The organism is Arthrobacter sp. 01T414, assembly GCF_056398965.1.
Genome location: NZ_JBFTQK010000007.1, coordinates 182808 through 206701 on the forward strand (window position 1 = coordinate 182808; position 23894 = coordinate 206701).

Below are 23894 nucleotides of genomic sequence, written 5' to 3' on the forward strand. Positions count from 1 at the left end.
CACGCGGCAGACTTCCAGGGCAACGGCGCGGAGCGGGCTACACTCCCGCCGCCGGGCTCCGTACTACCCGTCTGGCAAGGAAGTCCTCCACCACGGCGGCGAACTCGTCGGCCCGCYCTATCTGGGGCATATGCCCCGTCTTCGGAAAGACATGCGATTCGGCGTGGGGGAGTGCCGCCAGGGCAGCTTCGAGGTGGCTGAACGGGAGGATATGGTCGTGGTCGCCCCAGACCACGAGCGAGGGAATGTCCAGCTCCGCGACGGCCGCCAGCAATTCCGTCCGCCATTGCGCCCGGATGCCGGAAATCGTCCCCAAATCATGGGTGATGTCAAGGACCGTCTGGCGGTGCGATGCCCGCTGGGACAAGCTCAGCGAATGGCTGATTCGGTCCTCCGTCACGAGCGCCTTGTCGTAGAAGATCGCCTGGACGGTGCGGCGTGAGGCCGTCGGGTCGGGGCGCATCAGCAGCCCGGCAAGCGGCCCGATGGCGAGCAGGCGCAGCGCGAGGGCAACCTCCTTGCCGAACCCGGCGCTGTTGGCCAGAACCAGGGCTGACACGCGATCCGGGTGGTCAACGGCCAGCTTCATGGCCACGGCCCCGCCCAGCGAATTGCCCATCACCGGCAGCGGCTCATGCACCCCGACGGCATCAAGGAACGCCGGCAGGGCATCGGCGAGCCTCGCAAGGGTCGCCGGCCCGGATTGCCGCTCGGAGTAGGCGAAGCCGGGCAGGTCGACGCTGTACACGGTGTGGCGTGCCGAGAGTCGCTCGTGCTGCTCGGTCCAGTCCTCCAGGCTTTGGCCGATCCCGTGCAGCAGCAGGACCGGATCCCCGCTCCCGGTCCTCCGGTAGCGCACCCGCGTGCCGCCGACGTCGACGTGCCCGGTTCCCGGCAGCTCCAGCGGATCCGGCGCAGCCGTCCGCTTTCCGGAGGCCGGCACGCGTTGCCCGCGCCGGCCGAAGCGGACATGGTCCTTGAGCCGGCCCGCCCTGAGCAGGGCAAAGTCGCGGAAGTAGTTCTGGTGCAGCCGCCACGGAGATCCTGCCCCCTGCCGCGGTAGCTGATCGGCCCCGCGGAAAATGTAGCCGGCCTTCAGGTCGATCAGTGACGTCAGCTCGCCGCCGGCGATGTCGGCGGGCGCCTGGGGTGCCACCCATTGCAGGCCCCGGCGGTCGAGATGTTTCAGCAGCCGGCAGATATAGCCCGCCACGAGGTCCGCCTTAAGGGTCCAGGACGCGTTCGTATAGCCGATGGTCAGGGCGAAGTTGGGGACGCCGTCGAGCATCATGCCCTTGTAGGTGAGGGTCTTGCCCACGTCCACGGGCTCGCCGTCGACGGTGAGCGTCATGCCGCCGATCACGAGCAGGTTCAGGCCCGTCGCCGTGACAATCACGTCGGCCGGGATCGACCCGCCTGAGACCAGGTCGATCCCGCCGGGGGTGATCCGCGAGATGCTGTCGGTCACGATGTCGGCGGTGCCGGCGCTGATGGCGCGGTAGAGGTCCCCGTTGGGGATCGCGCAGACACGCTGGTCCCAAGGCTGGTAGGTGGGCGCCAGGTGCGTGTCCACAGCAAAGCCGGCCGGGAGCTTCGCGACGGCGGACTTGCGGAGGATCGCCTTCATGGTCTCCGGACGCCGCCGGCTGAGCTGGTAGGTGAACATCGAAAAGAGGATGTTTTTCGCCCGTACGACGTCGTAGGCCACTTGCGCCGGGAGCTTGCCCCGGAGCCGGTCAGCCAGGTGGTCCCGGGACGGAACAGGGGCGATATAGGTGGGGGAGCGCTGCAGCATGGTCACCTTCGCTGCTGTCTTCGCCATCGACGGGACCAGGGTCACGGCGGTGGCTCCACTGCCGATGATCACAACCTGCTTGCCCTCGTAATCGAGCTCCGCGGGCCAGTGCTGCGGATGCACAATGCGACCGGCGAAGGAGTCCGCGCCCTCGATGGCCGGTGTGAACCCTTCGTCGTAGCGGTAGTAGCCCGAGCAGACAGAGAGAAATGAACACGTGAAGCTGATCGTCTCCTCGCTCCCGGGTATTCCATCACTGGGCTGGTATTCGCCGCCGACTGTGCGGACGGCAGTGATGGTCCACAGCGCCGTATCGCTGGACCAGTCCGCCGAGACCACCCGGGTGTTCAACCGGATTTGCGGCTCGAGTCCCTCGTCGGCCACCGTCGCCTGGATGTATTCGCGGATCGAGTCGCCGTCGGCGATCGCTTTGGCGCCGGCCCAGGGCCGGAAGGAGTAGCCGAGCGTATACATGTCACTGTCTGACCGGATCCCCGGGTAGCGGAAGAGGTCCCAGGTGCCGCCCACGGCACTCCGGGATTCCAGGATCGCAAAGGTCTTCCCAGGGACCTCGCGCTTCAGCCGGCTGGCAAAACCTATGCCGCTCAGCCCGGCTCCGACAATCAACACATCCACGTGCTCGCTCATCACGCCAAGTTATCGACTTAAAGTCGAGAGAGTCAACACAGTGTTGAGAACAATGGTTAGGATGGGCGCATGGCTCAACGAGGAAGACGAAGTGCCCGCATCTCGGGGGATGAGCGCCAGGACGCGATCCTGATCACCGCCGAGGAGCTCCTCGGCGAGCGTGCCTTCGACGAGGTGTCGATCGAGGATCTTGCCCGGGGCGCCGGCATTTCGCGCCCCACGTTCTACTTCTACTTCTCGTCCAAGGACGAGGTGCTGCTCGCCCTGTTGGACCGTGTGATCACCGAGGTTGAGCACCGGGTGGGCGCCCTGCCGCGGGACTTCGAAAGCGACCCCGCAGGTGCCTGGACCCGATCCATCGGCATGTTCGTCGAGGTCTTTGTGGCCCACCGCGGTGTCGCGACCGCCGCCATCGCAGCCCGCGCCCGCAGCGAGGAAGTGCGTGCGCTCTGGTCCAAGTCGATGCAGTCCTGGGTCGACTTCTCCAGCAGCGTGATTCTCTCCGAGCAGGCCCGCGGGGCCGCGGCGGGGGGCATCGACGCCCACGACCTGGCGGTCAGCCTCAACCTCATGAACGAGCGGGTCATCACCGCCGTGCTCAACCATGAAACGCCCGCCATCGAGGAATCCCACGCCCTGGATGTCCTATCGACCATCTGGATCCGTAGCATCTACGGATCCGTCACGCCGGCCGCCGGTAACGGCCGGGGCTGAAAGGAAAACGCACATGCCCGAGATCAAAACCCTCACCGTGCTTGGCGCCGGAGTGCTCGGCTCCCAGATCGCCTACCAGGCCGCCTTCCACGGCTTTTCCGTCACCGCCTACGACGTCGACGCGGCGGCGCTGGACGAGGCCCGCGCCCGCTTCACAAAGCTCGCCGGTATCTACCGGGCGGCTAATGTCGCCGGCGCCGGGGAGGCCAGAGCAGAGTCAGCCCTCGGCAACCTTCGCCTCACCGCCGACCTCGCGGACGCCGTCGCCGATGCGGACCTCGTGATCGAGGCCGTGCCCGAACTCCTCGAGCTGAAACGGGGCTTGTATCGCAAGCTCGCGGAGCTCGCCCCCGCGAAGACGATATTCGCCACGAACTCCTCGACCCTGCTGCCCAGCGACCTCAAGGATTCCACCGGCCGCCCGGAGCGCTTCCTCGCCCTCCACTACGCCAACAACATCTGGGCGCAGAATGTCGCTGAGGTGATGGGCACGGCCCAGACCGATCCGGCCGTGTTCGCCGCCGTCGTGGAATTCGCCCGGAACAGCGGGCTGGAGCCGATTGAAATCAAGAAGGAAAAGGCCGGCTACGTCTTGAACTCGTTGCTGGTCCCGCTCCTGAACGCGGCCGCCGGCCTGCTGCTGGAGGGAGTCGCCGAGCCGGCAACCATCGACAAGACGTGGCGCATCGCCACCGGCGCACCCAGTGGCCCCTTCCAGATTTTCGACGTCGTTGGCCTGACAACCGCGTACAACATCGCCGCCTCTTCGCCGGCAGCGGGATCGCAGGCCTTCGCGCAGTACCTGAAGGAGAACTACCTCGACCAGGGCAAGCTCGGCGTGGCCACGGGCGAGGGCTTCTACACCTACTGACCCAGAGCAAACTGACCCGGAGCAACGTCAGTCAGGACAGCTGAACGCCGGTCAGCCCGGCCAGTTCATCCAAAACGCGGTCCTGGAAGCCGGGGTCAAGGGCGGCGGCTGCCGGGGAGCGCAGGGCGCGGTGGTGCCAGTACCCGCCGCTGGTGCGGGCAGCCGGATCGTTGCTGGCGGCCAGCCACGTCTGGGTCAGATACCCCAGTTCCAGGTCGTCGGGCGCACCGGGACCGCCCATCCTGGTGGGAACCCAGCCGGGGTCCACGGCGTTGCTCAGCACCGAAGGCCAGCGCCGCGCCACGGCGAGGGCCAGGGTGGTGACGTACAGCTTGCTCTCGGCGTAGGCCTCGCCCGCGTTCCAGCGCCGCGCTGTCCAATCGATGTCTGCCAACTCCACGCCACTGCTGCGGTGCAGGCCGCTGCTGAGAAAGATGAGCCTGTCCGGCCGGTCGATCAACGCAGTGAGCAGGTACGGCGCCAGGGTGTTGACGGCCAGTGTGCGCGAGTGGCCTTCCGGGGTGGTTCCGCGGTTCGGTTCCAAATAGGTGCCGGCATTGTGGATGACGGCGTCCATCCGGCCGATGCTGTTTAGCTGCTCGGCAACCGAGCGGGTTTCCGCTGCGCTGCCCAGCTCGCCGACGACGACGCCGGCCGCCTGGGCTGCCACGTCGCTGGCCCTTTGCTTGAGAGCGCTGGCGCGTTCGCGGGTGCGGGCGTGCAGGACGACGTCGTGCCCGTCCCTGATCAGGGTGCGGGCCGCGCCGAGGCCCAGCCCGGCTGTGGATCCGGTGACAAAGATGCGTGCCAAGATGGTTCCCATCGTCCGTTGCTGCGCTGCGGGGGAGTCGCTGGACTCCTTACGGCTGGCCGGGTTCTTCCCGCTCCACGTCCTGGACGGATCGCGATAACAGGCAGAACTCGTTGCCCTCGGGATCAGCCAGTACCACCCAGCTGACGTCCGGGCCCTGGCCCACGTCCGTCCGCACCGCGCCGAGGGCGAGCAGGCGCTCCAGCTCCTCTGCTGTCGACACGCCGTCGGCCCGCAGGTCGAAGTGCAGCCGGTTCTTGATGGTCTTGCCCTCGGGCACCGCAATCACGTCGATGGAGGGCCGGATCCCGTCTTGGGGCGCGATGGTGACGATGCCGCTGTCCTCTTCGACGACACGCCAGCCAAGGACGGCGCACCAGAAGTCCGCCACAATCCGAGGGTTGGTCGCGTCAATGGCAACAGAAGCTAGCTGGCTCGGCATGGCACCACGATAGCCCACAAGCTCTTCCGGGATCACTGCCGCGGAGTGGCCTGCTCAGCGGGTGGGCCGCGGAATACCAAGACCGGGCAGTACGCATGGTGGACCGTCTGGGTCGACACGGATCCGAGCATCATGCCAGCGAATCCGCCGTGGCCGCGTGAGCCCACGGCCACCAGGTCGGCCTCCCGGGATGCTTCCACGAGCGCTGAGGCGGGATTGCTCTGCACAACGCGTCCGGTGATCGCCACACCGCTGTGCTTAACACGCTCAAGCTCCTCCTTGAGGATGGACTCGGCGTCCGACTTGAAGACCTCGTAGTCCCAGGCCTGGCCAAGGGCATCACTGACGTATGGGAAGCTCCATGCCGACAGCGCCAGCACTTGGCCGTCCCGGAGCTTTGCTTCTTCGACGGCCCAGTCCAGGGCCGCCATGGATTGCGGCGAACCGTCCACCCCCACCACGATCCTGAACTTGTCCTGGCCGGTCATGGTTCCTCCACTTCTTTTCGGTCCGGAGCGCTGCCGTGGTGGAATCATGGCGCCATGTGTGAGTCTGCGGAAGTGCCATTGGGCACCTTCGGCTGGTCCGCCCAGGCAGGTGGCGCCAGCACCCTATCCGTCAGCCAGATACGACAGCGCTGCGACGACGTGGGCTTGCACGCCCATAGACAGGGTCGGATCCGGCACCGGGGCGAACAGGGGGGAATGGTTCGCCGGGATGTCCCGGGCCACGGTTCCGCTGGCAGCCGCGGCGCTGTAGGCACCCGGATCCGCCCCGCCGAGGAGCCAGAATGTGTACGGCACGCCAAAGGCATCAGGGATCCTGCTGAAGTCCTCGGATGCTGTCTGCCGCCGCGCCGACTGCACGGCGTCCGCACCGAACCGGGCGCAGAACGCGGCCGTTATCCGCTGGGTCACGGTTGCGTTGTTGCTGGTGAGCGGGAACTGGTCGTAGTACTCAAACTCTGGCTCCCGCGGCGAGCCGGCGGCAGAACACTCGCCTTTGACTATCCGTTCAATCGCCGCGAGCACGCCCGTCCGGACCCCGGCGTCGTAGGTCCGGATGTTCAGCAGCATCGTGGCGCGGTCCGGGATGATGTTCGACGTGGCTCCGGCGTTGATGGCCCCGACCGTGACGACGGCGAACTCACCCGGGGTCACCTCGCGCGAAACCACCGTCTGCAGCCTGAGCACGATTGAGGCGGCCAGCACCACCGGATCCACGGACATGTGCGGCATCGAACCGTGCGCGCCCTTCCCGTGCACGGTGATCTTCAGCGAGTCCGCGGCGGAGAGGACCGGGCCCGGCGTCGTATACACATTGCCGGCCGGAAGGGGCATCACGTGCTGGGCGAAGGCGACGTCGGGCCTCGGCACCTTGGTGACGAGGCCGTCGTCGACCATGGCCTGCGAACCGGCGCCGATCTCCTCGGCCGGCTGGAACAGCGCGATGTAGGTCCCGGACCAGGCGCCCCGTCCGTCCGCCATGACTTTGGCAGCCCCTAGGAGGGTGCTGACATGCAGGTCGTGGCCGCAGGCGTGCATGACCCCGTCCACCTCGGACGCGTACGGCAGCCCGGTGGCTTCGGATACAGGGAGGGCATCCATGTCGGCGCGGGCAAGGACCGTGGGGCCATCCCCGTTCGCCAGGACGCCGACAACGCCGGTCCCGCCGATTCGGCTGACGAGGTAGCCGAAGCCGGCGAGTGTGCTTTCGACCAGCTTCGAGGTTTCCTGCTCCTGGAGGCTCAGTTCCGGGCGCCGGTGCAGGGCGGTGTAGGTGTCGCGGATCCAGCCAAGTTCAGCATCAAGGCCGGCCAGGACGGTAGCTGAAGTGCTCATGCTTACGGCTCCCCGGGGTTTATTGTGCCCGAGGGATCCGGGCAGACGTGGCGGAACCCAGCATAGACCCGGGAGGAAACACCGGCCCCCGAAATTTTTGCAAAGGTCACCGCATTCTCATCTCGGGGGAGTAGCTTGAGGGTTATGTTGACCGGATTCAAGAATTTCATTCTGAAGGGCAACGTCGTAGACCTTGCCGTCGCCGTCGTGATTGGTGCCGCCTTCGGCGCAGTGGTCACGGCCCTAGTCCAAAGCGTCCTGATGCCGTTCATTGCGGCACTGGTTGGGTCTCCCAACTTCGACAGTTTTGCGGTGGTAACCCTCAACGGAAACGATATTAAGTTCGGTGTCCTGCTCACCGCTATCGTCAACTTCCTCCTGGTGGCGGCCGCCATCTATTTTGTGGTGGTGGTCCCGATGAACCATATGATCGAACGCCGCAACCGCAGGCTTGGCATCAGCTCCGACGTCAAGGACGAGGCCGCCGAAGACCCGCAAATCGCGCTGCTCACCGAAATCCGCGATGCCCTGCAGCAGGAACGCAGGCCCTAGCGAAACACCAACGTCCCGTAGAAGGCGGCCGTCCCTCCTGGGCGGCGCGAGAGTCCATTTCTGCGGTTCAATGCATTATCCACCGACCTGCGATAGCGTGTCCGGCAGGTGCTCGGGGAGTTTTCCCGGCGCTGGCAGTATTCCCATTCCGGCCCCCAAAAAGGTGCCGTTGCGGGTGGTTTGTTGTTCCGTATCGATGAAAGGAAATGAACATGGCGGTTTCCATTGAATTGGGTAAGGCACTCGACAAGGCCTACGAGAACGCGACGCTCGAGGAAGTACTCTCGGCCCCGCCCTCGGCCCTTGCCGGGCTGACCGACAAGCACGACGAGATCCTCGCCGGCATGGGCATCAAGACCATCCGCGACCTGGGCAGCAACAAGTATTTCGCCACCGCCGGTGTGCTCGTGGCGCTGGCGGGCAAGGTCGGCTAGCACCGCCCGGGCTGTGGCCCGTCACGCAGGAATCTGGTCCGACCGGGGCGTGTACCCGGTCGGACCTTTCTGTGTGTTGGCTCTCTGTCTCTTCGGGGGACGCCGCCCCTAAGGGCCGGCGTGTCCGGCAGGCTCGCCGGCGGAACCCGCCGTGCCCAGCAAACTCCGGGTGAGCGCTTCGCCGTCGGCCATCAGCTCCGCCACGGCCCCCTGAAGGTGGGCGTCGGCGACGGGGACGCCAGCCAGGGCGGCGGCCACGACGGCGCGCCTGATCAGCTCGCGGGCGAACGAGGCCGTGGTTCCCTCGGTGCGGCCGGCGGCCTCTTCAAGGGCAGCCGTGCTGAAGGGGATACCGCGGGCATACAGCTTGAGCAACGCCACGCGTTCGGCCTCCGCAGGCAGCGGAATTTCCACGGCCAGATCCACCCGCCCGGGCCGCTGGGCCAGTGCGCGCTCCAGCATGTCCACCCGGTTGGTGGTGAGGACGAACGCCACGTCCGCGTCGCTGGCCAAGCCGTCCATCGCGTCGAGCACCTCGAACAGCAGCGGCTGGGGTCCGTGCCCGAAGCTCCGATCCTCGGCAATGAGGTCACAGTCCTCGAGCACAATGATGGAGGGCTGCAGCGCCCTGGCCATGGTGGCCGCCTCGGAGATCCGCGCCAGTGAACCGCCGGAGAGCAGGATGGCCGTGGCACTTCCGCTCCTGCTCAGCAGATGCCGCACCGTGTGGGTCTTGCCCGTGCCGGGGCGGCCATACAGGAGGATGCCGCGCTTGAGATGCTGCCCGTACTGCTTGAGGCTGTCTCGGTGTTCGGCGATCCCGAGGGCATGGTCGGACACCTTCTGCAACAGGCCTTCCGGCAGGATCACCTCGGACGCGGCCAGCTGCGGCCGGGCGTGGAAGGTCACTCCTGCCGCACTGGGTCCGTAGTTTTCCATGACAAGGGAGATGATCTGTCCCTTCAGAACGCTCTGGCGCTGCATCCGGCGCCGGAACTCGGCGAGGAAGCTCGCGGCGGTGTCCGTGCTGCCGGCCAGGACCTCAAGGGAGGCGGCCTGCCGGCCGTACCGGGGGTTGGCATCGCGCTGTAGAACCGCGAGAGGGTGTCCACCGTGGCTGAACAGCCACACTCCCAGCGCCACGGCCTGCCGCTGTTCGTCCGGGCCCACCGCCATGTTGGCGTAGTCGGGCTGGGAGAGCGGGAATTGGGGAAAGACCTGCGCCTGCTGCAGCATGTCACTCAGGGAGTGATGGTGCCGCTGGTCACCGCCGCCGATGCCGACCAGCCGGAACTGCGGATCCTCGCGCGCCAGTTCCGCCATCTGGATGTCAGCGTCGACGAACCGGTGCGGCGGAATCTCCTCTGCCACCACGGGAAGCGTCCCGGCCGGCACGCCCAGGTGCTCGCTCAGTGTGGCCAGCAGCTGCGCTCCCGCCGGCACCCGGTGCTGGCCAGCCTGCGCCAGCTGCACGAGCTGCGCGAAATCCTCGATGAACTTCCCCAAATTTTCATCCATGCGCAGACCCTACCAGCGTCCCCTACTCAGGCACGCTCCCGCGCGCTGCGCCCGAGCGCCTGGCCCAGGAGGCGGGCGCCCTCCGGGAACGCGCCGGGGTTCGGCCCGGCGTAGTTCAGCCGGATGAAAGGCCCGGCGGGTTCGGCGGGGAACCACTCCGTGCCGGCGGCGATCAACACCCCGGAGCGCTCGCAGTCTGCACTGAGCCGGTCGACGTCGGTCCCGTCAGGCAGGCGGGCCCAGAGGTTCAGTCCGCCTTTGGGCACTAAGGTCAGATGCGCCTGCGGGGCGTACTCGCGAAGGCTCGTGACCAGCAGGTCGCGGCGTGACTGCAACTGGTGGCGGACGCTGCGCAGGTGCGTCTGCCAAGCCGGCTGCGTGACGACATCGAGGGCGGCGGCCTGGAGGAGGCCGCTGACGTACATGGACTCGGCCCCTCGGTCTGCAAGGATGCGGTCCCGGGCCGGCCCGCGCGCGATCAGGGCGCCCACCCGCATGGCCGGCGAGACACTCTTTGTCAGGGACCGCAGGTAGATGACATGGCCGGAATCGTCGCGGGCGGCGACGGGTGCGGGCGCCGTGGTGATGCCGAAATCATGGGCCCAGTCATCCTCCACCAGGAACGCCCCGTGGCGGCGCACGATCTCCAGCACCTCTTCGCCACGCCGGCCCGTCCACTGCGCCCCAGTGGGGTTGGCGTAGTTGGCCTGGGCGTAGAACAGCCGGGACCCGGTATCCCGGAACGCGCGGTCCAGCCCGTCCGGGTCCGGGCCGTCCGGTCCGCTCGGAACGGGGACGACGTTAGCGCCGGCCTGGGCAGCAGCGAGGATCGCTCCCCAATAGCTGGGCGATTCCATCAGTACCGGCTGCCCGCTGCCCACCAGTGCCCGGAAGATCGAGCTGAGCCCGCTCTGGGTCCCGGGCAATACAACGACGTCGCTTGCAGCCGGCGGGGTGATGCCGGCCGGCATCGAGGAGCCCAGTTCGTGGGCAAACCAGGACTGCAGTTCAGGGAGCCCCGCCACCGGTGGGCGCGACAGCGCCGCGTCACTCCTCGCGGCCCTGGTCAGGGCCGCCCGGACCAGCCTTTCCGGCAGCAGTTCGCGGGCCGGGTAGCCGGAGTGGAGGGCGATAACGTCGTTGGAGGCGCTGCGCATCGCGGTCGACGCCGCACGGAGTGGTGCGTGCGGTGTCCGCAGGGCAGCGGTCTGCCAGCCGTAGTCCGACGGGCGCGCAGTCCGGACCTCACGGATGAACGTCCCGACGCCGGGCCGGCTCTCGATGAGGCCCTGTGTGGCGAGAGCCTGCAGTGCCCTCTGCACCGTGACCGGACTGGCCCGGTGCTCGGCCACCAGCGACCGGGTCGAGGGCAGCCGGGAGCCGGGAGCGGCGCGCGCGATCCATTCCTTCAGCTGTGCCGCAATCCGCGAACTGCTATTGTTGTACATGAGAGACAATAGTAGCGCTACTGCGCTTATTCGCCCGGTGATATCGCCGCTCCAGCCTGGGCATAAGGGTGGCGGCCTCTGGTGGGGCCTCCTGGGAGTGGCGGCGTTTTCCTTTACTGTGCCCTTCACCCGGGTGGCAGTCGGGGGACTGGCGCCCCTGTTCATCGGATCCGGCCGCGCGGTCGTGGCTGCGGTCCTGGCCGCCGCCGCCCTGATCCTCACCCGGCAGCGGTTTCCCTTCGGTTGGCAGTGGCTGCGGCTCGCCGTCGTCGGCGGCGGAATTGTCATCGGCTTCCCCTTACTCACCTCGTTCGCGCTCACTGGTGTGCCGGCCAGCCACGGCGCTGTCGTAATCGCCCTGCTCCCGGCGGCGACCGCAACCGCCGTCGTCCTACGGGTCCGCGAACGTCCGCCCGGGACCTTCTGGATCGCCACCGCCGCCGGTGCCGCGGCAGCCACCGGTTTCGCCTTCGCGCAGCCCGGAGGATTCGGCCAGGTGGACTGGGAGGATTTGCTGCTGCTCGGCGCTGTCGTGGCTGCGGCCATCGGCTACGCGGAAGACGGCCTGCTCGCCCGCGAACTCGGCGCCTGGCAGACCGTCTCCTGGGCGCTGGTTCTCGCGGCGCCGCTGATGCTGGTCCTGGCCACGCTGGCGGTGGCCCAGCAGCCGCCGTCGGCGACCCCGGCGCAGTGGGCCGCTTTCGGCTACCTCGGAGTTGTCAGCATGTTCCTCGGCTTTTTCGCCTGGTACCGCGGCCTCGCCATTGGACCCATGACGCAGGTCAGCCAGATTCAGCTCATTCAACCCCTGCTGAGCATCGCCTGGGCAGCACTCCTCCTTGGCGAGTCCCTGACGCCGGCCACGCTGATCGGCGGTGCCGCCGTCATCGCGTGTGCCGGCATCGCCGTCCGCGTCCGGCTCAAGCCCGCGCCGCAACAGCCCTGACGCTTCCCAGCCTCCACCTCGTACAGAAGGACAATTGCATGTACACATCAGCCCACTTCGCGGCCAGCCCGGCCGCCGTCCAGGACCTGCTCACGGCCCCGGCAGCCGCCCACCTGATCACCATGACGGCCAGCGGCATCCTCGCCACCATGCTGCCCCTGCACTTTAACCCCTCGGCCGGCGAGCGCGGCGCACTGACCGGGCACCTGGCCAGAAACAACTCCCAGTGGTCCGAACCCGCGATCGGCGAGGCCCTGGTGATCATGCAGGGAGCCGACGCCTATATTTCACCGGCTTGGTATGCCTCCAAGGCCGAACACGGACGCGTCGTTCCGACGTGGAACTATTCCACGGCCCACGTCTACGGCACCCTGGTGATCCACGAGGACCCGGTATGGCTTGCCGACCATGTCAGGCGGCTCACCGACCACAACGAAGCCCATTCAGCCCGGCCCTGGTCCGTCGACGACGCGCCGGAGCGGTACATTGCCGGGCAGCTGCGCGCCATCGTCGGCGTCGAGTTGCTGATTAGCAGGATCGAAGCGAAGACCAAGCTCAGCCAAAACCGCTCCGAGCAGGACGTGGCCGGCGTCGTGGCCGGGCTTCGAGCCAGCGGGCAGCCGGATAGCGCGGCCGACGTCGAGCGCGCTAACCGGGAGCGGCGCCCGTATCCCGGGCGGTAGGCCGGTCCGGTCGGCGCCGGCCTGACCCTACCGTTCGTCGCTGCTGTAGCTGAGCCCGATCTGGCTTCGGACTGCGTCCAGTGTCGCCATGACCCGGACACTCTCGCCAGGGGACAGCACGTCGTTGGCGATCGCGCCGGCGGCAATGAGGCGCTCCATTTCCCATGCTTGGTACTGCATGCCGCGGCCGGTCACCCGTTCGTCGAAGCGTTCGACGACGTTGCCGCCGTCGTTGTAGCGCGTGAAGCCCGTGGGCGTGTACCAGACCGGGTCGATTTCGATGCTGCCTTCGGTGCCGATCACGGCTGCCCGGTTGGGCCCGGCGGTATCCAGCGCGCAGTGCAGCACGGCCTGCTGGCCTTCCGTGTATTCGAAGATCACTGCGGTTTGGCGGTCGACGCCGGTGGCCGTCATGCTGGCGGCGGCCTGGATCCTGGCGGGCTCGCCGAAAATGTCGAAGGCAAAGGAGACCGGATAGATCCCCAGATCCAGGAGCGCGCCGCCGCCCAACGCGGGGTCGTTGAGCCGGTGCTGCGGATCCTTGGGCAGGTTCTGGTTGTGGTCCGCGATGACGGTCCTGACCTCTCCGAGGGTGCCCGCGGCGATCAGTTCCCGGATCCGGACCATGTGCGGGAGGTACCGGGTCCACATCGCTTCGAGCGCTACCAGTCCCTGCGCCGCGGCAAGGGCAACCACCTCCTGGGCCTGCCAGGCATTCATGGCGAAGGGCTTCTCCACGAGCACATGCTTGCCGGCGTTGAGGGCCAGCAGGGCGTTCTCGTAGTGGAACGGGTGCGGCGAGGAGATGTAGACGACATCCACCTCGGGGTCGTTAACCAGGGCTTCGTAACTGCCATGAGCCACGGGCAGTTGGAACCTGCCGGCGAAGTCGTTGGCCGTCTCGAGGTTCCGTGAGCCTACCGCGCGGACAGTGAAGCCGTGCTCGACCAAATCCGAAGTCTGCAGTCCGGCGATCAGTCCGGTGCCGAGGATCCCCCAGCGGACGCCGCTTCCCGCGCCGGCGGGACGATGGGGGGAGGATGGGGCGGCGGCGGTGTCTGACATCGTGGGTTCCCTTCGGCCAAGCGCAGATGGTCTCTGGCAGCGGCCGCCAAGTCGTCCCCGTGGACGGCGCAGCCTACTGCCGGCGTGTTGTCGACCGTACCGTACGGGTGCCGTTTTGTTGCGGAGCGTCCCCGGGCAGGGGACCGGCTGCGCGGTTTTGCGGGAAAAGAGGCCGGCAGGTGGGGCAGGAACCTTCGCCCGACGGCACGCCGCCGACGGGAGCCAGGGCTGTTTGCTCAAGATCGAGCCGGACGCGCAGCGCCCAGCCGAGCAGGGCGACGGCGGCGAGTGAGGCGGCCGGCTGAATCACAGCGCCCAGTACCGTAGGCGTCGCCCAGCTGAACAAATAGGCCAAAAGGCTGTCCGGGCCGGCGGAGCTGCCAAGCGCGAGGCCAGCGAGACCGAGTATCGGCCACCGGGTGTCGCACACCGTGGCCTCAGCGCCGATCGGGGGACCGAGATAACTGCCTACCGTCAGGCCGGCCAGCAGCGTCCCCGCGGCGATGGCCGGGATACTCCACCACGCGGATCCGGCCGCTCCGGATGCGCCGCTTGAGGCAATGATGGCCACTGCTGCGGCCACCGCCGTGATTCCGGCAACCACGATCCGCGGGCGCCGCCAGCCGCGCACCGAGCGACAGTCGCTAAGCAACTTCGCTAGCCGGCCAAGGAAGCGCTCCCTGCCGGCTTCGGCTGGATGGTCCCTAGCGTCGTGGCGCCGCGRCATGTTCTTGCGTTTCCCGGCCGGCCCGGCGGGTCACTTGCAGGTGCAGCGCTGTTCGGTGGGTACGTCGGCCATGACGGAATCGACGTGCTCGCCGCAGCCGGCCCAGGTGATCTTTCCACAGTTATTGCAACGGACGGGACTGCACATTGGGTTTCTCCTTTGGTGGGTACTGCTGGATGGGTGGTGCTGGTTTGGTGGTTGCTGGCGTGGTGCAAAGCCGCACCTCTATTGGACCGCGAAGGTCTGGGCGCCAGCGGCTAGGACACGGTCAGGACGCGGGAGCGGCGGCCAGCTTGGCCCGGATTTCTTCCATGTCCAGCCCCTTGACGGCGGTGATGAGCTCATCCAGGCCGCCGGCGTTCATGGCACCTGGCTGCGAGAAGACGAGGATGCCGTCTCGGAAGGCCATCAAGGTGGGGATTGAGGTAATGCGTGCCGCCGCGGACAGTCCAGGCTCGGCCTCCGTGTCCACCTTCGCGAAGACGACGTCGGGGTGCGCTTCGGAAGCCTTGCTGAAGGTGGGGGCAAACATGCGGCACGGACCGCACCAGGCTGCCCAGAAGTCCACCAGCACAATGTCGTTGCCGGAGATCGTGTCGTTGAAGGTCTTTTCAGAAATGTCGATGGTTGCCATGCCCTCAATATATACCCCCGGGGGTATTGCCCGCAAGCGCGCATCCAAGGCTGGACAGTCGCCTGCGGCTGTTTGCGAAAATACCCCGGGGGGTATCATTATGGAACGGTAACGTTCCCGTCCGGGGCTCCGGCGGCCTGAAAGGAAAGCAGTATGAAAAGCATTTCTGTCGACGACCTGGCCATGCTGGTCCCGGGCGTTCCGCTTATCGATGTACGGGAGGCCGAGGAGTTCGCCGAGGCCAGTGTTCCCGGCACCAAGAACCTCCCGCTGTCGCGGTTGCAACACACCCTTGGCGACATTCCGACCGGCCGTACCGTCTATGTCATGTGCGCCTCCGGCGGCCGCAGCGCCCGGGCTACCACGTTCCTCGCCGAGCATGGCTACGACGCCGTCAATGTGATGGGCGGAATCACCGAGTGGTACCGCAACGGCCATCCGGTAACCTACCGCGGCGGAGGCAACTGAGCATGGCATCGGCCATCAGCCTGCCCGGGGCAACGCCGGGTAGTGACGCCGGGATGCGCCGCACCATCAACCGGCTCAAGCGCGCCCAGGGCCAGCTCGGCGCCCTGATCGCCGCCGTCGAGTCCGGATCAGACTGTCGGAGTGTCGTCACGCAACTCTCGGCTGTCCGCGGCGCCCTGGATAAGGCCGGGTTCGAGCTCCTTTCCTCCGCCATGCGCGACTGCATTACCGACGTGCCGTCCGGGGTGGAGGCGGGGTTGCCCGCCGGTGCGGAGGCGCAGAGGCTGACCCTCGAGGAAATTCGTGGCCTCTTCCTGCGCTTGACCTGATGCCCGCAGCCTGCGTGGCGCTCCCGGCGCTCCTCGTGCGCCCTTATAGATTTTGATCCGCTATACCCCTGGGGGTATATTGTAAGTGGCTGGATCGGCCACTTGCCCCGCCCGAATGCCTCCCGAAAGGTGCACATCCATGGACATCACCGCCCAGCAACTCGACGAACAGCTCAAGAACGGCAGCGACGCCCAGATCGTGGACGTTCGCGAATCCGAGGAAGTCGCCGCCGGCATGATCGCGGGCGCGCAGCACATCCCGCTGGGCGAACTGCCCGCGCGAATGGGCGAGCTGGACAACTCCCGCCCCGTCGTCGCCGTCTGCCGCAGCGGTCGCCGCAGCGCCGCAGCCGCGGACCAACTTGCCGCCGCAGGCTTCACCGCCTACACGATGACTGGCGGGATGCTCGACTGGACTGCCGCAGGACTTCCTGCCGGCTGACTCTCCCCAAGACTGCCCGGGCGGCGCTTCCCCCCACGCGCCGCCCGGGCCTCCACCTGTCCTGACTGTTCTGTCCTGGCTGCGCCCTGCCGGGCTCCGGGCCGGTGGACGGCGATGTCCCGCATCCGCGGGCTGTCGCCAGAATTGCCCAAGCTATACCGAAAGAGACTATGACTACCTCAAAGCAGACCACCCCGGTCCAGTCCGCACCCCAGTCCATTGACGCCTCCACGCTGAAAGCCTGGGAGGACAACCACGATGACCTGATGGTGATTGACGTACGCAGCGGTGCCGAGTTTGATTCGATGCACATCAAGGGCTCGTACCATGTCCCGCTCCCGCTGCTGAGCGAGCACGCTGAGGAATTTGCCGCCAAGATGGGCACCCGCGTCGTACTGGTGTGCCAGTCCGGAAACCGTGCCGAACAGGCCCGGAAGCATCTGGATGCGGTAGGCCTCGGCAGCGCCAGCGTGCTGACCGGAGGCGTTCCTGCCTACGCCGCCGCCGGCGGCAACGTCGTCAAGGGCAGGAACACCTGGGCCCTGGAGCGCCAGGTCCGCATGACGGCCGGATCCTTGGTCCTGGCCGGCGTGGTGGGCAGCAAGCTGCTCTCGCCGAAGTTGGGACTGCTTGCCGGCGGCATCGGGGCGGGCCTGACCTTCTCCGCGGCAACGAACAGCTGCGCGATGGGCCAGATGCTTTCCAAGATGCCGTGGAACCGCTCCGCCAACGAGCCCACCGCCCACCAGGCACTGCAGAACCTGGGCTCCAAGGCATGATCCTCACCGCGGCGGCGTTCGGGCTGATCGTCGGCGGCCTGCTGGGCCTGGTAGGAGGCGGCGGGTCCATTCTCGCCGTCCCCGCGCTCGTCTACGGCGTGGGATTGCCGCTGGCCGCGGCGATACCGACGTCGCTGGTCGTGGTCGGGGCCTCGTCCGCCGTCGCGGTGGTGCCCCGGCTGCGGGGCGGAGTGAACTGGCGGCTGGCCCTCATCATCGGTGCCGCCGGCACGGCAACCGCCTACCTGGGCGCCTACGTGAACCGGTTGCTCGACCCGAAGGTATTGCTGTTGGCCTTCGCCGCCATCATGGTCTTCGCCGGCATCCGGATGATGCTTCCGTCCAAGGCGGCCGGCGGATCCTGCGCCCTCCCCGGCGGCGGCGTGAACTGGCGCAGCTGCCTGCCCAAGGCAATCGCGACCGGCGCCGTCGTGGGCTTCCTGACCGGGCTGCTGGGCGTCGGCGGCGGGTTCCTGATCGTCCCGGCGCTGACCCTCGTCCTGGGCCTGCCGATGGCGGTGACGGTCGGCACTTCGTTGGTCATCATTGTGATCAACTCGATGGCCGGCTTCGCAGCGCACCTCGGCGACCTGCAGATCGACTGGGCCGTGACCGCCGCTTTCGCAGGGGCAGCAATGGTTGCTTCGCTGATTGCGGGCCGGCTGGGGACCAAGATCCCGGACAAGGCGCTCAAACGCGGCTTCGGCGTCCTGGTCCTGCTGGTCGCCGCCTACGTGACGGCGCAGGCGCTGGTCTCCTAAGAGGGCTTCAACTGAACAAAAGCGCCGGAGGATTGTCCTCCGGCGCTTTTGTTGTGCCCGAATTCGCCTTGACGGGTCTGTGCAGCGTCCCGCGGGCCGTTGGCGGGGTTCCGGATCCTCTTGAATCCGTGGCGTATCGGGAGGATCGTTGGCCCTGCAGCGCGGCGCTGTGCCCTAAAAACCATGGCGCTGTGCCCGAGGGACACACGACGGAGGCGCGCAATGGCAACAGGAAAAACGTTCCGCATCGTCGTGGGGGTCGACGGGTCGACTTCCTCCTATGCCGCGCTGGACTGGGCCCTCGAAGAAGCCCGCCTGCGCTCTGGCCAGGTCCACATTGTGAGCGCCTGGCATTACCCCGTCATCGGTGACGCGGCAGGCCGGGCGCCGGATCGGGATGCTTTCGGCGACCATGCCCGGCAGGCTCATGCCGAGGCAGTGCGGCACGCGGCGGATGCTGGCGTCGATGTCACCGGTGAGGTGACCGAAGGGCATCCGGCCGAGGTGCTGCTCGGCGCCGCCGCGGGGGCCGACCTCCTCGTGGTTGGATCGCGCGGGCACGGCGGCTTCGCGAACATGCTGCTGGGCTCGGTATCGACCCAGGCTGTACACCACGCCGAGTGCCCGGTGCTGGTCGTCCGTCCAGGCGTTCACCCGGCGCCGGGCTCCTGACGGCGAGGCTGGCCAGGGGCTCATCGGGCCCCCGTCGCCGCTGGGATGCCAGGGGGAACTTTTCCCAGACACAGCTGTGGCGGCGGTCCGGGTTTCCCCGGGCCGCCGCCACGCATTTACTCTGTTTCGTTACTGCTGATACTGGCTAGCTGGCCGGAACGGTGTCCGTTGCCTGCTGCTGTGCTGCCCAGGCTGCGTAGCTGCCGTCGAGTTCGACGACGTCGTACCCGGCCCGGCGCAGGGCGCTGGCCGCGACGGAGTTTCGGACGCCGCTCTGGCAGTAGGAGACGATGGTGCCCTCTGCGGGGAGTTCGTCCAGGTGCCACATGACGCGGCCGCCGCTGAGCTGGTAGGAGCCGGGGATGTGGCCGGCCGCGTGCTCGGTCTTGTTGCGGACGTCCAGGACCATGGCGGCGTCAAAGCCCTCGAGTTCTTCCGGCTGGATCAGCTTGGGCACGGAGATCGGGAGGCCTTCGAGGCCGGTGACGTAGCCGGCGACCTTGTCGATGCCAACGCGGACCAGGTGGTCCCACATCTCCTGTGCTGCGGCCTGGTTGTGGGCGAGCAGGACCAGCGGGGCCTTGTCCTTTTCGGGGTCGACCACCCAGGCGCCGAAGCTGGCGGTGGACTTGCCGGCCGGGACGTTGACCGAGCCCGTGACGGTGCCTTCGTGGACCTGGCCGTTGGGGCGGGTGTCCACGAAGATGACCTTGTCCGCGGCCAGGTCGGAGGCGACGTCGGCCGCCGGCAGCTCGGTCAGGGGTGCGCGTTCGCCCATGACAGCGGGGCCTTCACGGTTTTCGCGCTTCATCCGTGCGAAGTAGGCGTGGGCGTCGGGCTGGCCGTCGAGGAGTTCGTTGATGAAGCCCTGCTCGTCGTTGGCCGCGAGGTACGGGCCCCACCAGGCGTAGAGGCGTTCGTAGCCGACGGTCGAGGACGGGATGGCGCCGAGGGCCTTGCCGCAGGCGCTGCCGGCGCCGTGGCCGGGGTGGACCTGGACGTGGTCCGGCAGGGTCAGGAACTTATCCCGCAGGCTGGCGAAGAGCTGCTTGGCACCTTCGAAGCGGGTGTCGACGCCGCCGGCGGCTTCATCCAGGAGGTCCGGGCGTCCGAGGTCGCCGGAGAACACGAAGTCACCGGAGAGCAGGTAGCCGGGCTTGTCGGCGAACGCGCCGTCGGTGATCAGGAAGGACAGGTGCTCCGGGGTGTGGCCGGGGGTGTGCAGGGCCTTGACGGTGATGTTGCCCAGGGTGATTTCGTCATTGTCGTTCAGGCGTTCGGCCTCGAAGCCGTACTGCCAGTCCGCGCCGCCCGCGCCGGAGACGTAGGCGGTGGCGCCGGTTGCGGCGGCCAGTTCGCGGGTGCCGGAGAGGAAGTCCGCGTGGATGTGCGTCTCGGTCACGGCCACGATCTTCATCCCGTTCGCGGCAGCAAGGTCCCGGTAGACAGCGATGTCACGGCGGGGGTCAACCACAAGGGCCTCACCCTTGGCCTGGCAGCCGATGAAGTAGCTGGCCTGTGCGAGGTCTTCGTCGTAGATGCGCTCGATGAGCATTCGGGGAACTCCTTCTTGAGGTGGACGGGGAAGGGATTCCTTCCTCCTCTACGTTCAACAATAATACCCCGGGGGGTATCTCGCAAACGCGACAGGACAGATTCTTCGGCGGGGCCGACGGCGTGGCCCGGAGGCTCAGCCGCCGACCCTGGCCAGCACCTTGTTGATGGTGGCGGCGAGTCCCCGCGCAGCCTGGAGGACGGTGGCGTCGGAGAGCGTTTTCGTTTCCGTGTCCACGCACAGCACGCCTTTCCTGGCGCCCACCAGGACATGCCTGACACCCGTCCCGTCCGGCAGCACATAAACCAGGGCGTAGCCGGCTTCTCCGCCGGTGTCGACGGCCAGGTGCTTGATCGCCGTCCAGGTGCGCGAGCCGCCGCCGGGGAGCTTTTCCAGGATGGAGCCACAGCGGCCAAGGTCAGCTGCCCGGCTGTCTGAGGGTGACGATCCCGTCGGCGGAGACGGCAAGCTGAGGAGCCGCAAACTGATCCGGTCCGTTTTCGGCGGATCACCAGGGATCTCCGCCACCACGGCGGAGGACCCCGCGAGGGAGGCAAGATATGCCGCGTCGTCATAGACGCAAGCCGGCGCGGCCCGAGCCGTTGCGGGCCCGGACCGGGCGTAGCCACCCTCCAGCACCTGGGCTTGGTTCCCTGTGGGCCCGGTAATGCCCTGCAGCAGCCGGGCCAGTTGCTGCGGTGTCTGCTGCGCGGGACGTCGAGGGCTGGCGGGCGGACCCGGCGCCGGTGCGGCAGACGGCGCTGGGCTGGAGACTGTCTGGCCGATCAGCTTTTGGGCCAGCCGGACCAGCGGCTCGAGGGCCGTCCTAACATCGTCTTCGGAACTGGGGGCGGGTGCCTGTCGGCGCAGCCCAATCGACAGCGTGCCCTGCAGCACCTGCAATGCGATGGTGGCTCCGACCGGGGGAGTACCGGCAGTCGCCGGGGTGCCCAGGACGGTGGCGTAGGCCTTCTCGCCCACGGCCGGCACGTTGAGCAGCCTGACGGTGGAGGATGGGGCATTCCCCGACGTCTGCCGGAACGTTGCACACCTTTGGGCCAGCGCGTCGGTGTAGGCGAAATCCGCAGCGAGTATCTCGCTTCGCGGCGCGCTTCGGGCAAAGACGAAAGCGAGGGCCTCGCGGGACCACGCCCCGGTCAGGGTGAGGACGCCCGCGGCGAAGTGCATTGCAAGGTCCGCTCCGCTGGTGGGCGAGCTGTGCGGGCGGAACACCCCGCATTCGCCGGGCTCGACGGCGGGATCGTCGAGGGGGCCCTGCTGGCCTTGCAGGCGGGAGCGCAACTCCGAGCTCCTGGAGACACGTCCGGTGCCCTCATGGTTTCCGTTGATGGCCGACTCCAGCAGGACCATGAGTTCTTCATCGGAGAGCACACCTTCCGCCGTCGACGCCGGGACAGGCGCGCTCGCGGGGACCGATCCGTTCCCGTCAGGTGGTGAGGGCGGATCCGGCGTGCAGCCGGTGACCGCCAGAGCGGCGGCAGCGCAGGCAAAGAGCCAGCGACGTGACCGTGAAACAGGCCCACCGGCATTTCGGGTTGTTGCAGCACCTGGACACACGACTGGACTCCCTGCCGTCGAAAGATGTGCTGAGCCCATGTTCCGCCGCGGGGTTGGACGGCACCAGAGGATTTGTGCCCCTCGGCGCACGACAGGCTGGTGTCCCGCCGTCCGGGCCCGCTTAGGCTCTGCAGCCCTAGCCGGGTCAGAATGGATCCATGAGCCAGGCCGGGGACTTCATCGATGCGTGCCTGCAGCGTGAGAGCTCATGGCAGCGCGCCGAAGAAGCGCGGGACCGGTATGGACCGGACCTGGCGAGTTACGGCTGTTCCGTCGGTGCCGTCCGCGGCACGGTCCGGGATGCGCTCCGCCGCTACCGGGACCTTGACCGTGACGAGATCGCGGCGCTGAGCTCGGAGTTGTGGGCGGTCCCGGTTTTCGAACGCCGCCTCGCCGCCGTCGTCCTACTGCAATCCCGCGTGGCTGTGTTGGACAATTCGGACCTGACCCGGATCGAGGGCTTCGTCCGTACCGCTCGCCTGCGTGAGCTGGCCGACCCGTTGGCAATCGACGTCGTCGGGCCGCTGCTGGCGGGGCTGGATCCCCAAAGCCGGGCCCGCGCGGACGCTGTGATGGGCCGCTGGCTGCAGGACCCGGACGACTGGTTGCGACGCGCGGCCCTGATGGCGCCGCTCCGTGAGCTTCGATCCGGCGCGGGCGACTGGGACCGCTTTGTGCGCGATGCCAGAAAGTGCCTCACGCCCAGTGCCGGGAGCGGGACGGAGGCCCTCGTCGGTGACTCCTGCCTGGTCCGGGATGCGGTCTCACATGTCGTCGCCGAGGTGCGGAAACGCCGCCCTGAGCTGCGGCTTTAGCGAAGCGGGTACTAAGGCTCTCGCGGGAGGCACCGCGGCGGGGTCAAGCTGAAGCGGTGAAGACCTTCCAGGCGCGGCGCTGGGCGCGCCAGCTCAGTTGGACCGTCGTTGCAGGAACGCTGTTGGCCGGGTGCTCGGCCGGCCCCGGCTCGGGGCCGGGCACAACCGGCGCCCCCACGACGGGCGCCGCCACGACGGGCAGCCCCACGACGGAAACCCCCACGACGGGCACCCCCGGTGCGGCCAGCGGCCCGGCCGGAAAGCCGACGGCTGATGGGAATCGGGACTACACCGACGCACGGCTGCAGGCGCTGCTCCGGGGAGTCAAGCTCGATGGCATCGGCCAGCTCCAGGCAGATGACCCCCGGGCCGTGGCGTCGGGCGCGCTGGGTGATTACCACGACGCCTCCGACCCGAAACGCGGCGCTGCGCCGGGCAAGTGCGAGCTCTTCGACAGTTACCTCATGTTCAACGCCGCCAACGGCAGCCTGGCAAGCGGCCTCCTGATTCCGTCCACGCCCGGGGACCAGGACGCGATGAAGATGACCGGAACCTACCGCTCCCTCAGCGCCGTCCATCCCGCGTCTTCAACCGGGCGGTCCGAATTCCAGCAGCGGCGCGATGCCTATGGTTCATGCAACACCGTGAGGGAAATCTCCCTGCTGCCCGGCAAGCTGCAGATGGATATTGTCCGGCTCTCGGCGAAGGTCGACGGAGAGCAGTCATTCGCGGTCTCGCAGCTCACCTCCGACGGCGCGCGGGTCGGCGCAATCTACGTGGGCGGCAGCAAATCCGGGGTGGACGTGATCTACCGCCAAACCGTCAACGGCAACGCGGCGCAGACACTCGACGCCGATGCCGCCGCCAGGCAGGGCGCCGACGTCGTCAACCAGGTGCTCAGCAGGTTGCCCTAGCGCTGCGGCCGGCGCTCCACGACGGCGTATGCCTTGCCGTCGAGGAACTGCCAATCGGTCACCACCATGAAACCGAGCGTGTCCACACGGTCGTTCAGGACGTGGACATCGAAGCCGCCGTCGCGCGGTTCGGCGTCCCACGTCGCCACATGGATTTCCTTCTCCTCGAGAATCAGCAACTCGGTGTTGACGTCAAAATCCTCCTGCGACTCATCGCTGAGCTGGCAAATCGCGACACAGTGGCTGTTCATTTCGTGCCTCCGCTCGGGGAACGCTGGGTGCCTTCATCCTATGGCGGACGACCGCCGGAGCCCTAGGCCTTGTCCGCAAGGGGACACAGCGGACTGTCCGCGCGAGCACACGGCCCCGTTATCTGAATGTGACATTCAGGCCATGGGCCGTTACCGTGGATAGGTGCCTGTTTGTATCCGATACGGGCGCTCCCGAGCCGA

Annotated in this window: 27 protein-coding genes; 14 read left to right on the forward strand and 13 right to left on the reverse strand. The window is 67.6% G+C overall.

Features of this window, described 5'->3' with window-relative positions:
• Positions 1-37: 37 nt before the first annotated feature.
• On the reverse strand, positions 38-2443 hold the full coding sequence (locus AC1DK9_RS15830) for an alpha/beta fold hydrolase (RefSeq protein ID WP_476916508.1): 2406 nt from the start codon (positions 2441-2443) through the stop codon (positions 38-40).
• A 69-nt stretch (positions 2444-2512) separates the two neighbouring features.
• Here AC1DK9_RS15830 and AC1DK9_RS15835 point away from each other — a divergent pair, with 69 nt between their 5' ends.
• A complete protein-coding gene (locus AC1DK9_RS15835) occupies positions 2513-3157 on the forward strand; it encodes a TetR/AcrR family transcriptional regulator (protein ID WP_476916509.1) in 645 nt (214 codons plus the stop codon).
• Positions 3158-3170: 13 nt separating this feature from the next.
• Entirely contained in the window at positions 3171-4028 is an 858-nt protein-coding gene (locus AC1DK9_RS15840) for a 3-hydroxyacyl-CoA dehydrogenase (RefSeq protein ID WP_476916510.1), read from the forward strand.
• A gap of 31 nt (positions 4029-4059) precedes the next feature.
• On the opposite strand, the gene AC1DK9_RS15845 is transcribed toward AC1DK9_RS15840, so the two are convergent.
• The 4 genes from AC1DK9_RS15845 to AC1DK9_RS15860 form a co-directional block, all read right to left on the reverse strand.
• Positions 4060-4851, reverse strand: a complete 792-nt coding sequence (locus AC1DK9_RS15845) for an SDR family NAD(P)-dependent oxidoreductase (protein ID WP_476916511.1) — start codon at positions 4849-4851, stop codon at positions 4060-4062.
• 37 nt (positions 4852-4888) lie between these two features.
• Positions 4889-5281, reverse strand: coding sequence for a VOC family protein (locus tag AC1DK9_RS15850; RefSeq protein ID WP_476916512.1), 393 nt, complete (start codon positions 5279-5281; stop codon positions 4889-4891).
• A 32-nt stretch (positions 5282-5313) separates the two neighbouring features.
• On the reverse strand, positions 5314-5769 hold the full coding sequence (locus tag AC1DK9_RS15855; protein ID WP_476916513.1) for a universal stress protein: 456 nt from the start codon (positions 5767-5769) through the stop codon (positions 5314-5316).
• Between the two features lie 123 nt (positions 5770-5892).
• Complete coding sequence (locus AC1DK9_RS15860) at positions 5893-7122, reverse strand: amidohydrolase (protein WP_476916514.1); 1230 nt, start codon at positions 7120-7122, stop codon at positions 5893-5895.
• Between the two features lie 144 nt (positions 7123-7266).
• Here AC1DK9_RS15860 and mscL point away from each other — a divergent pair, with 144 nt between their 5' ends.
• Positions 7267-7674: a large conductance mechanosensitive channel protein MscL gene (gene mscL / locus AC1DK9_RS15865; RefSeq protein ID WP_476916515.1), complete on the forward strand. Its 408-nt coding sequence runs from the start codon at positions 7267-7269 to the stop codon at positions 7672-7674.
• Between the two features lie 212 nt (positions 7675-7886).
• Positions 7887-8108: a hypothetical protein gene (locus tag AC1DK9_RS15870; RefSeq protein WP_476862889.1), complete on the forward strand. Its 222-nt coding sequence runs from the start codon at positions 7887-7889 to the stop codon at positions 8106-8108.
• 108 nt (positions 8109-8216) lie between these two features.
• Here AC1DK9_RS15870 and AC1DK9_RS15875 read toward each other — a convergent pair whose 3' ends face one another.
• Entirely contained in the window at positions 8217-9626 is a 1410-nt protein-coding gene (locus AC1DK9_RS15875; protein WP_476916516.1) for an AAA family ATPase, read from the reverse strand.
• 26 nt (positions 9627-9652) lie between these two features.
• Positions 9653-11074 carry an aminotransferase-like domain-containing protein gene (locus tag AC1DK9_RS15880; RefSeq protein WP_476916517.1) on the reverse strand — a complete coding sequence of 474 codons (1422 nt, stop codon included), beginning with the start codon at positions 11072-11074 and terminating at the stop codon, positions 9653-9655.
• Between AC1DK9_RS15880 and AC1DK9_RS15885 the strand changes: the two genes are divergently transcribed.
• Both AC1DK9_RS15885 and AC1DK9_RS15890 read left to right on the forward strand, forming a co-directional pair.
• The gene (locus tag AC1DK9_RS15885; protein WP_476916518.1) at positions 11073-12020 is read left to right on the forward strand and encodes a DMT family transporter; all 948 of its coding nucleotides are present in this window, start codon (positions 11073-11075) and stop codon (positions 12018-12020) included. The genes AC1DK9_RS15880 and AC1DK9_RS15885 overlap by 2 nt on opposite strands.
• Positions 12021-12058: 38 nt before the next feature.
• Entirely contained in the window at positions 12059-12703 is a 645-nt protein-coding gene (locus AC1DK9_RS15890) for an FMN-binding negative transcriptional regulator (RefSeq protein WP_476916519.1), read from the forward strand.
• Positions 12704-12730: 27 nt separating this feature from the next.
• On the opposite strand, the gene AC1DK9_RS15895 is transcribed toward AC1DK9_RS15890, so the two are convergent.
• The 3 genes from AC1DK9_RS15895 to trxA all read right to left on the reverse strand — a co-directional run bounded on the left by AC1DK9_RS15895 (position 12731) and on the right by trxA (position 15129).
• A complete protein-coding gene (locus AC1DK9_RS15895) occupies positions 12731-13768 on the reverse strand; it encodes a Gfo/Idh/MocA family protein (protein WP_476916520.1) in 1038 nt (345 codons plus the stop codon).
• Between the two features lie 73 nt (positions 13769-13841).
• Complete coding sequence (locus AC1DK9_RS15900) at positions 13842-14420, reverse strand: hypothetical protein (protein WP_476916521.1); 579 nt, start codon at positions 14418-14420, stop codon at positions 13842-13844.
• A 343-nt stretch (positions 14421-14763) separates the two neighbouring features.
• Complete coding sequence (gene trxA / locus AC1DK9_RS15905; RefSeq protein ID WP_476862896.1) at positions 14764-15129, reverse strand: thioredoxin; 366 nt, start codon at positions 15127-15129, stop codon at positions 14764-14766.
• 153 nt (positions 15130-15282) lie between these two features.
• On the opposite strand from trxA, the gene AC1DK9_RS15910 reads away from it, so the two are divergent.
• The 6 genes from AC1DK9_RS15910 to AC1DK9_RS15935 all read left to right on the forward strand — a co-directional run bounded on the left by AC1DK9_RS15910 (position 15283) and on the right by AC1DK9_RS15935 (position 18580).
• Positions 15283-15597, forward strand: a complete 315-nt coding sequence (locus AC1DK9_RS15910) for a rhodanese-like domain-containing protein (protein ID WP_476862897.1) — start codon at positions 15283-15285, stop codon at positions 15595-15597.
• A 2-nt stretch (positions 15598-15599) separates the two neighbouring features.
• Complete coding sequence (locus AC1DK9_RS15915) at positions 15600-15926, forward strand: metal-sensitive transcriptional regulator (RefSeq protein WP_476862898.1); 327 nt, start codon at positions 15600-15602, stop codon at positions 15924-15926.
• 139 nt (positions 15927-16065) lie between these two features.
• Positions 16066-16368, forward strand: coding sequence for a rhodanese-like domain-containing protein (locus AC1DK9_RS15920; RefSeq protein ID WP_476862899.1), 303 nt, complete (start codon positions 16066-16068; stop codon positions 16366-16368).
• 170 nt (positions 16369-16538) lie between these two features.
• The gene (locus tag AC1DK9_RS15925; RefSeq protein ID WP_476916522.1) at positions 16539-17147 is read left to right on the forward strand and encodes a rhodanese-like domain-containing protein; all 609 of its coding nucleotides are present in this window, start codon (positions 16539-16541) and stop codon (positions 17145-17147) included.
• Positions 17144-17908: a sulfite exporter TauE/SafE family protein gene (locus AC1DK9_RS15930; RefSeq protein ID WP_476916523.1), complete on the forward strand. Its 765-nt coding sequence runs from the start codon at positions 17144-17146 to the stop codon at positions 17906-17908. Before AC1DK9_RS15925 ends, AC1DK9_RS15930 begins: the two co-directional genes overlap by 4 nt.
• A 222-nt stretch (positions 17909-18130) precedes the next feature.
• A complete protein-coding gene (locus AC1DK9_RS15935; RefSeq protein ID WP_476916524.1) occupies positions 18131-18580 on the forward strand; it encodes a universal stress protein in 450 nt (149 codons plus the stop codon).
• A gap of 145 nt (positions 18581-18725) precedes the next feature.
• Here AC1DK9_RS15935 and AC1DK9_RS15940 read toward each other — a convergent pair whose 3' ends face one another.
• Both AC1DK9_RS15940 and AC1DK9_RS15945 read right to left on the reverse strand, forming a co-directional pair.
• Positions 18726-20135: an MBL fold metallo-hydrolase gene (locus tag AC1DK9_RS15940; protein WP_476916525.1), complete on the reverse strand. Its 1410-nt coding sequence runs from the start codon at positions 20133-20135 to the stop codon at positions 18726-18728.
• 135 nt (positions 20136-20270) lie between these two features.
• Positions 20271-21527 (reverse strand): hypothetical protein, encoded by a 1257-nt coding sequence (locus AC1DK9_RS15945; RefSeq protein WP_476916526.1) that lies wholly within the window; start codon positions 21525-21527, stop codon positions 20271-20273.
• 344 nt (positions 21528-21871) lie between these two features.
• Here AC1DK9_RS15945 and AC1DK9_RS15950 point away from each other — a divergent pair, with 344 nt between their 5' ends.
• Both AC1DK9_RS15950 and AC1DK9_RS15955 read left to right on the forward strand, forming a co-directional pair.
• A complete protein-coding gene (locus AC1DK9_RS15950) occupies positions 21872-22528 on the forward strand; it encodes a DNA alkylation repair protein (protein ID WP_476916527.1) in 657 nt (218 codons plus the stop codon).
• 56 nt (positions 22529-22584) lie between these two features.
• Positions 22585-23442, forward strand: coding sequence for a hypothetical protein (locus tag AC1DK9_RS15955; protein WP_476916528.1), 858 nt, complete (start codon positions 22585-22587; stop codon positions 23440-23442).
• Here the strand turns inward: AC1DK9_RS15955 and AC1DK9_RS15960 are convergent.
• The gene (locus AC1DK9_RS15960) at positions 23439-23693 is read right to left on the reverse strand and encodes a hypothetical protein (protein WP_476862908.1); all 255 of its coding nucleotides are present in this window, start codon (positions 23691-23693) and stop codon (positions 23439-23441) included. The two genes, AC1DK9_RS15955 and AC1DK9_RS15960, sit on opposite strands and share 4 nt — an antisense overlap.
• Positions 23694-23894: the final 201 nt, after the last annotated feature.

What these genes read in the sequence shown, in the direction of transcription:
- AC1DK9_RS15835 (WP_476916509.1), top strand. Translation starts at nt 2,513, where the DNA reads ATGGCTCAACGAGGAAGACGAAGTGCCCGCATCTCGGGGGATGAGCGC.
- AC1DK9_RS15840 (WP_476916510.1), top strand. Translation starts at nt 3,171, where the DNA reads ATGCCCGAGATCAAAACCCTCACCGTGCTTGGCGCCGGAGTGCTCGGC.
- AC1DK9_RS15845 (WP_476916511.1), bottom strand. Translation starts at nt 4,851, where the DNA reads ATGGGAACCATCTTGGCACGCATCTTTGTCACCGGATCCACAGCCGGG.
- AC1DK9_RS15850 (WP_476916512.1), bottom strand. Translation starts at nt 5,281, where the DNA reads ATGCCGAGCCAGCTAGCTTCTGTTGCCATTGACGCGACCAACCCTCGG.
- AC1DK9_RS15855 (WP_476916513.1), bottom strand. Translation starts at nt 5,769, where the DNA reads ATGACCGGCCAGGACAAGTTCAGGATCGTGGTGGGGGTGGACGGTTCG.
- AC1DK9_RS15860 (WP_476916514.1), bottom strand. Translation starts at nt 7,122, where the DNA reads ATGAGCACTTCAGCTACCGTCCTGGCCGGCCTTGATGCTGAACTTGGC.
- mscL (WP_476916515.1), top strand. Translation starts at nt 7,267, where the DNA reads ATGTTGACCGGATTCAAGAATTTCATTCTGAAGGGCAACGTCGTAGAC.
- AC1DK9_RS15870 (WP_476862889.1), top strand. Translation starts at nt 7,887, where the DNA reads ATGGCGGTTTCCATTGAATTGGGTAAGGCACTCGACAAGGCCTACGAG.
- AC1DK9_RS15875 (WP_476916516.1), bottom strand. Translation starts at nt 9,626, where the DNA reads ATGGATGAAAATTTGGGGAAGTTCATCGAGGATTTCGCGCAGCTCGTG.
- AC1DK9_RS15885 (WP_476916518.1), top strand. Translation starts at nt 11,073, where the DNA reads ATGAGAGACAATAGTAGCGCTACTGCGCTTATTCGCCCGGTGATATCG.
- AC1DK9_RS15880 (WP_476916517.1), bottom strand. Translation starts at nt 11,074, where the DNA reads ATGTACAACAATAGCAGTTCGCGGATTGCGGCACAGCTGAAGGAATGG.
- AC1DK9_RS15890 (WP_476916519.1), top strand. Translation starts at nt 12,059, where the DNA reads ATGTACACATCAGCCCACTTCGCGGCCAGCCCGGCCGCCGTCCAGGAC.
- AC1DK9_RS15895 (WP_476916520.1), bottom strand. Translation starts at nt 13,768, where the DNA reads ATGTCAGACACCGCCGCCGCCCCATCCTCCCCCCATCGTCCCGCCGGC.
- trxA (WP_476862896.1), bottom strand. Translation starts at nt 15,129, where the DNA reads ATGGCAACCATCGACATTTCTGAAAAGACCTTCAACGACACGATCTCC.
- AC1DK9_RS15910 (WP_476862897.1), top strand. Translation starts at nt 15,283, where the DNA reads ATGAAAAGCATTTCTGTCGACGACCTGGCCATGCTGGTCCCGGGCGTT.
- AC1DK9_RS15915 (WP_476862898.1), top strand. Translation starts at nt 15,600, where the DNA reads ATGGCATCGGCCATCAGCCTGCCCGGGGCAACGCCGGGTAGTGACGCC.
- AC1DK9_RS15920 (WP_476862899.1), top strand. Translation starts at nt 16,066, where the DNA reads ATGGACATCACCGCCCAGCAACTCGACGAACAGCTCAAGAACGGCAGC.
- AC1DK9_RS15925 (WP_476916522.1), top strand. Translation starts at nt 16,539, where the DNA reads ATGACTACCTCAAAGCAGACCACCCCGGTCCAGTCCGCACCCCAGTCC.
- AC1DK9_RS15930 (WP_476916523.1), top strand. Translation starts at nt 17,144, where the DNA reads ATGATCCTCACCGCGGCGGCGTTCGGGCTGATCGTCGGCGGCCTGCTG.
- AC1DK9_RS15935 (WP_476916524.1), top strand. Translation starts at nt 18,131, where the DNA reads ATGGCAACAGGAAAAACGTTCCGCATCGTCGTGGGGGTCGACGGGTCG.
- AC1DK9_RS15940 (WP_476916525.1), bottom strand. Translation starts at nt 20,135, where the DNA reads ATGCTCATCGAGCGCATCTACGACGAAGACCTCGCACAGGCCAGCTAC.
- AC1DK9_RS15950 (WP_476916527.1), top strand. Translation starts at nt 21,872, where the DNA reads ATGAGCCAGGCCGGGGACTTCATCGATGCGTGCCTGCAGCGTGAGAGC.
- AC1DK9_RS15960 (WP_476862908.1), bottom strand. Translation starts at nt 23,693, where the DNA reads ATGAACAGCCACTGTGTCGCGATTTGCCAGCTCAGCGATGAGTCGCAG.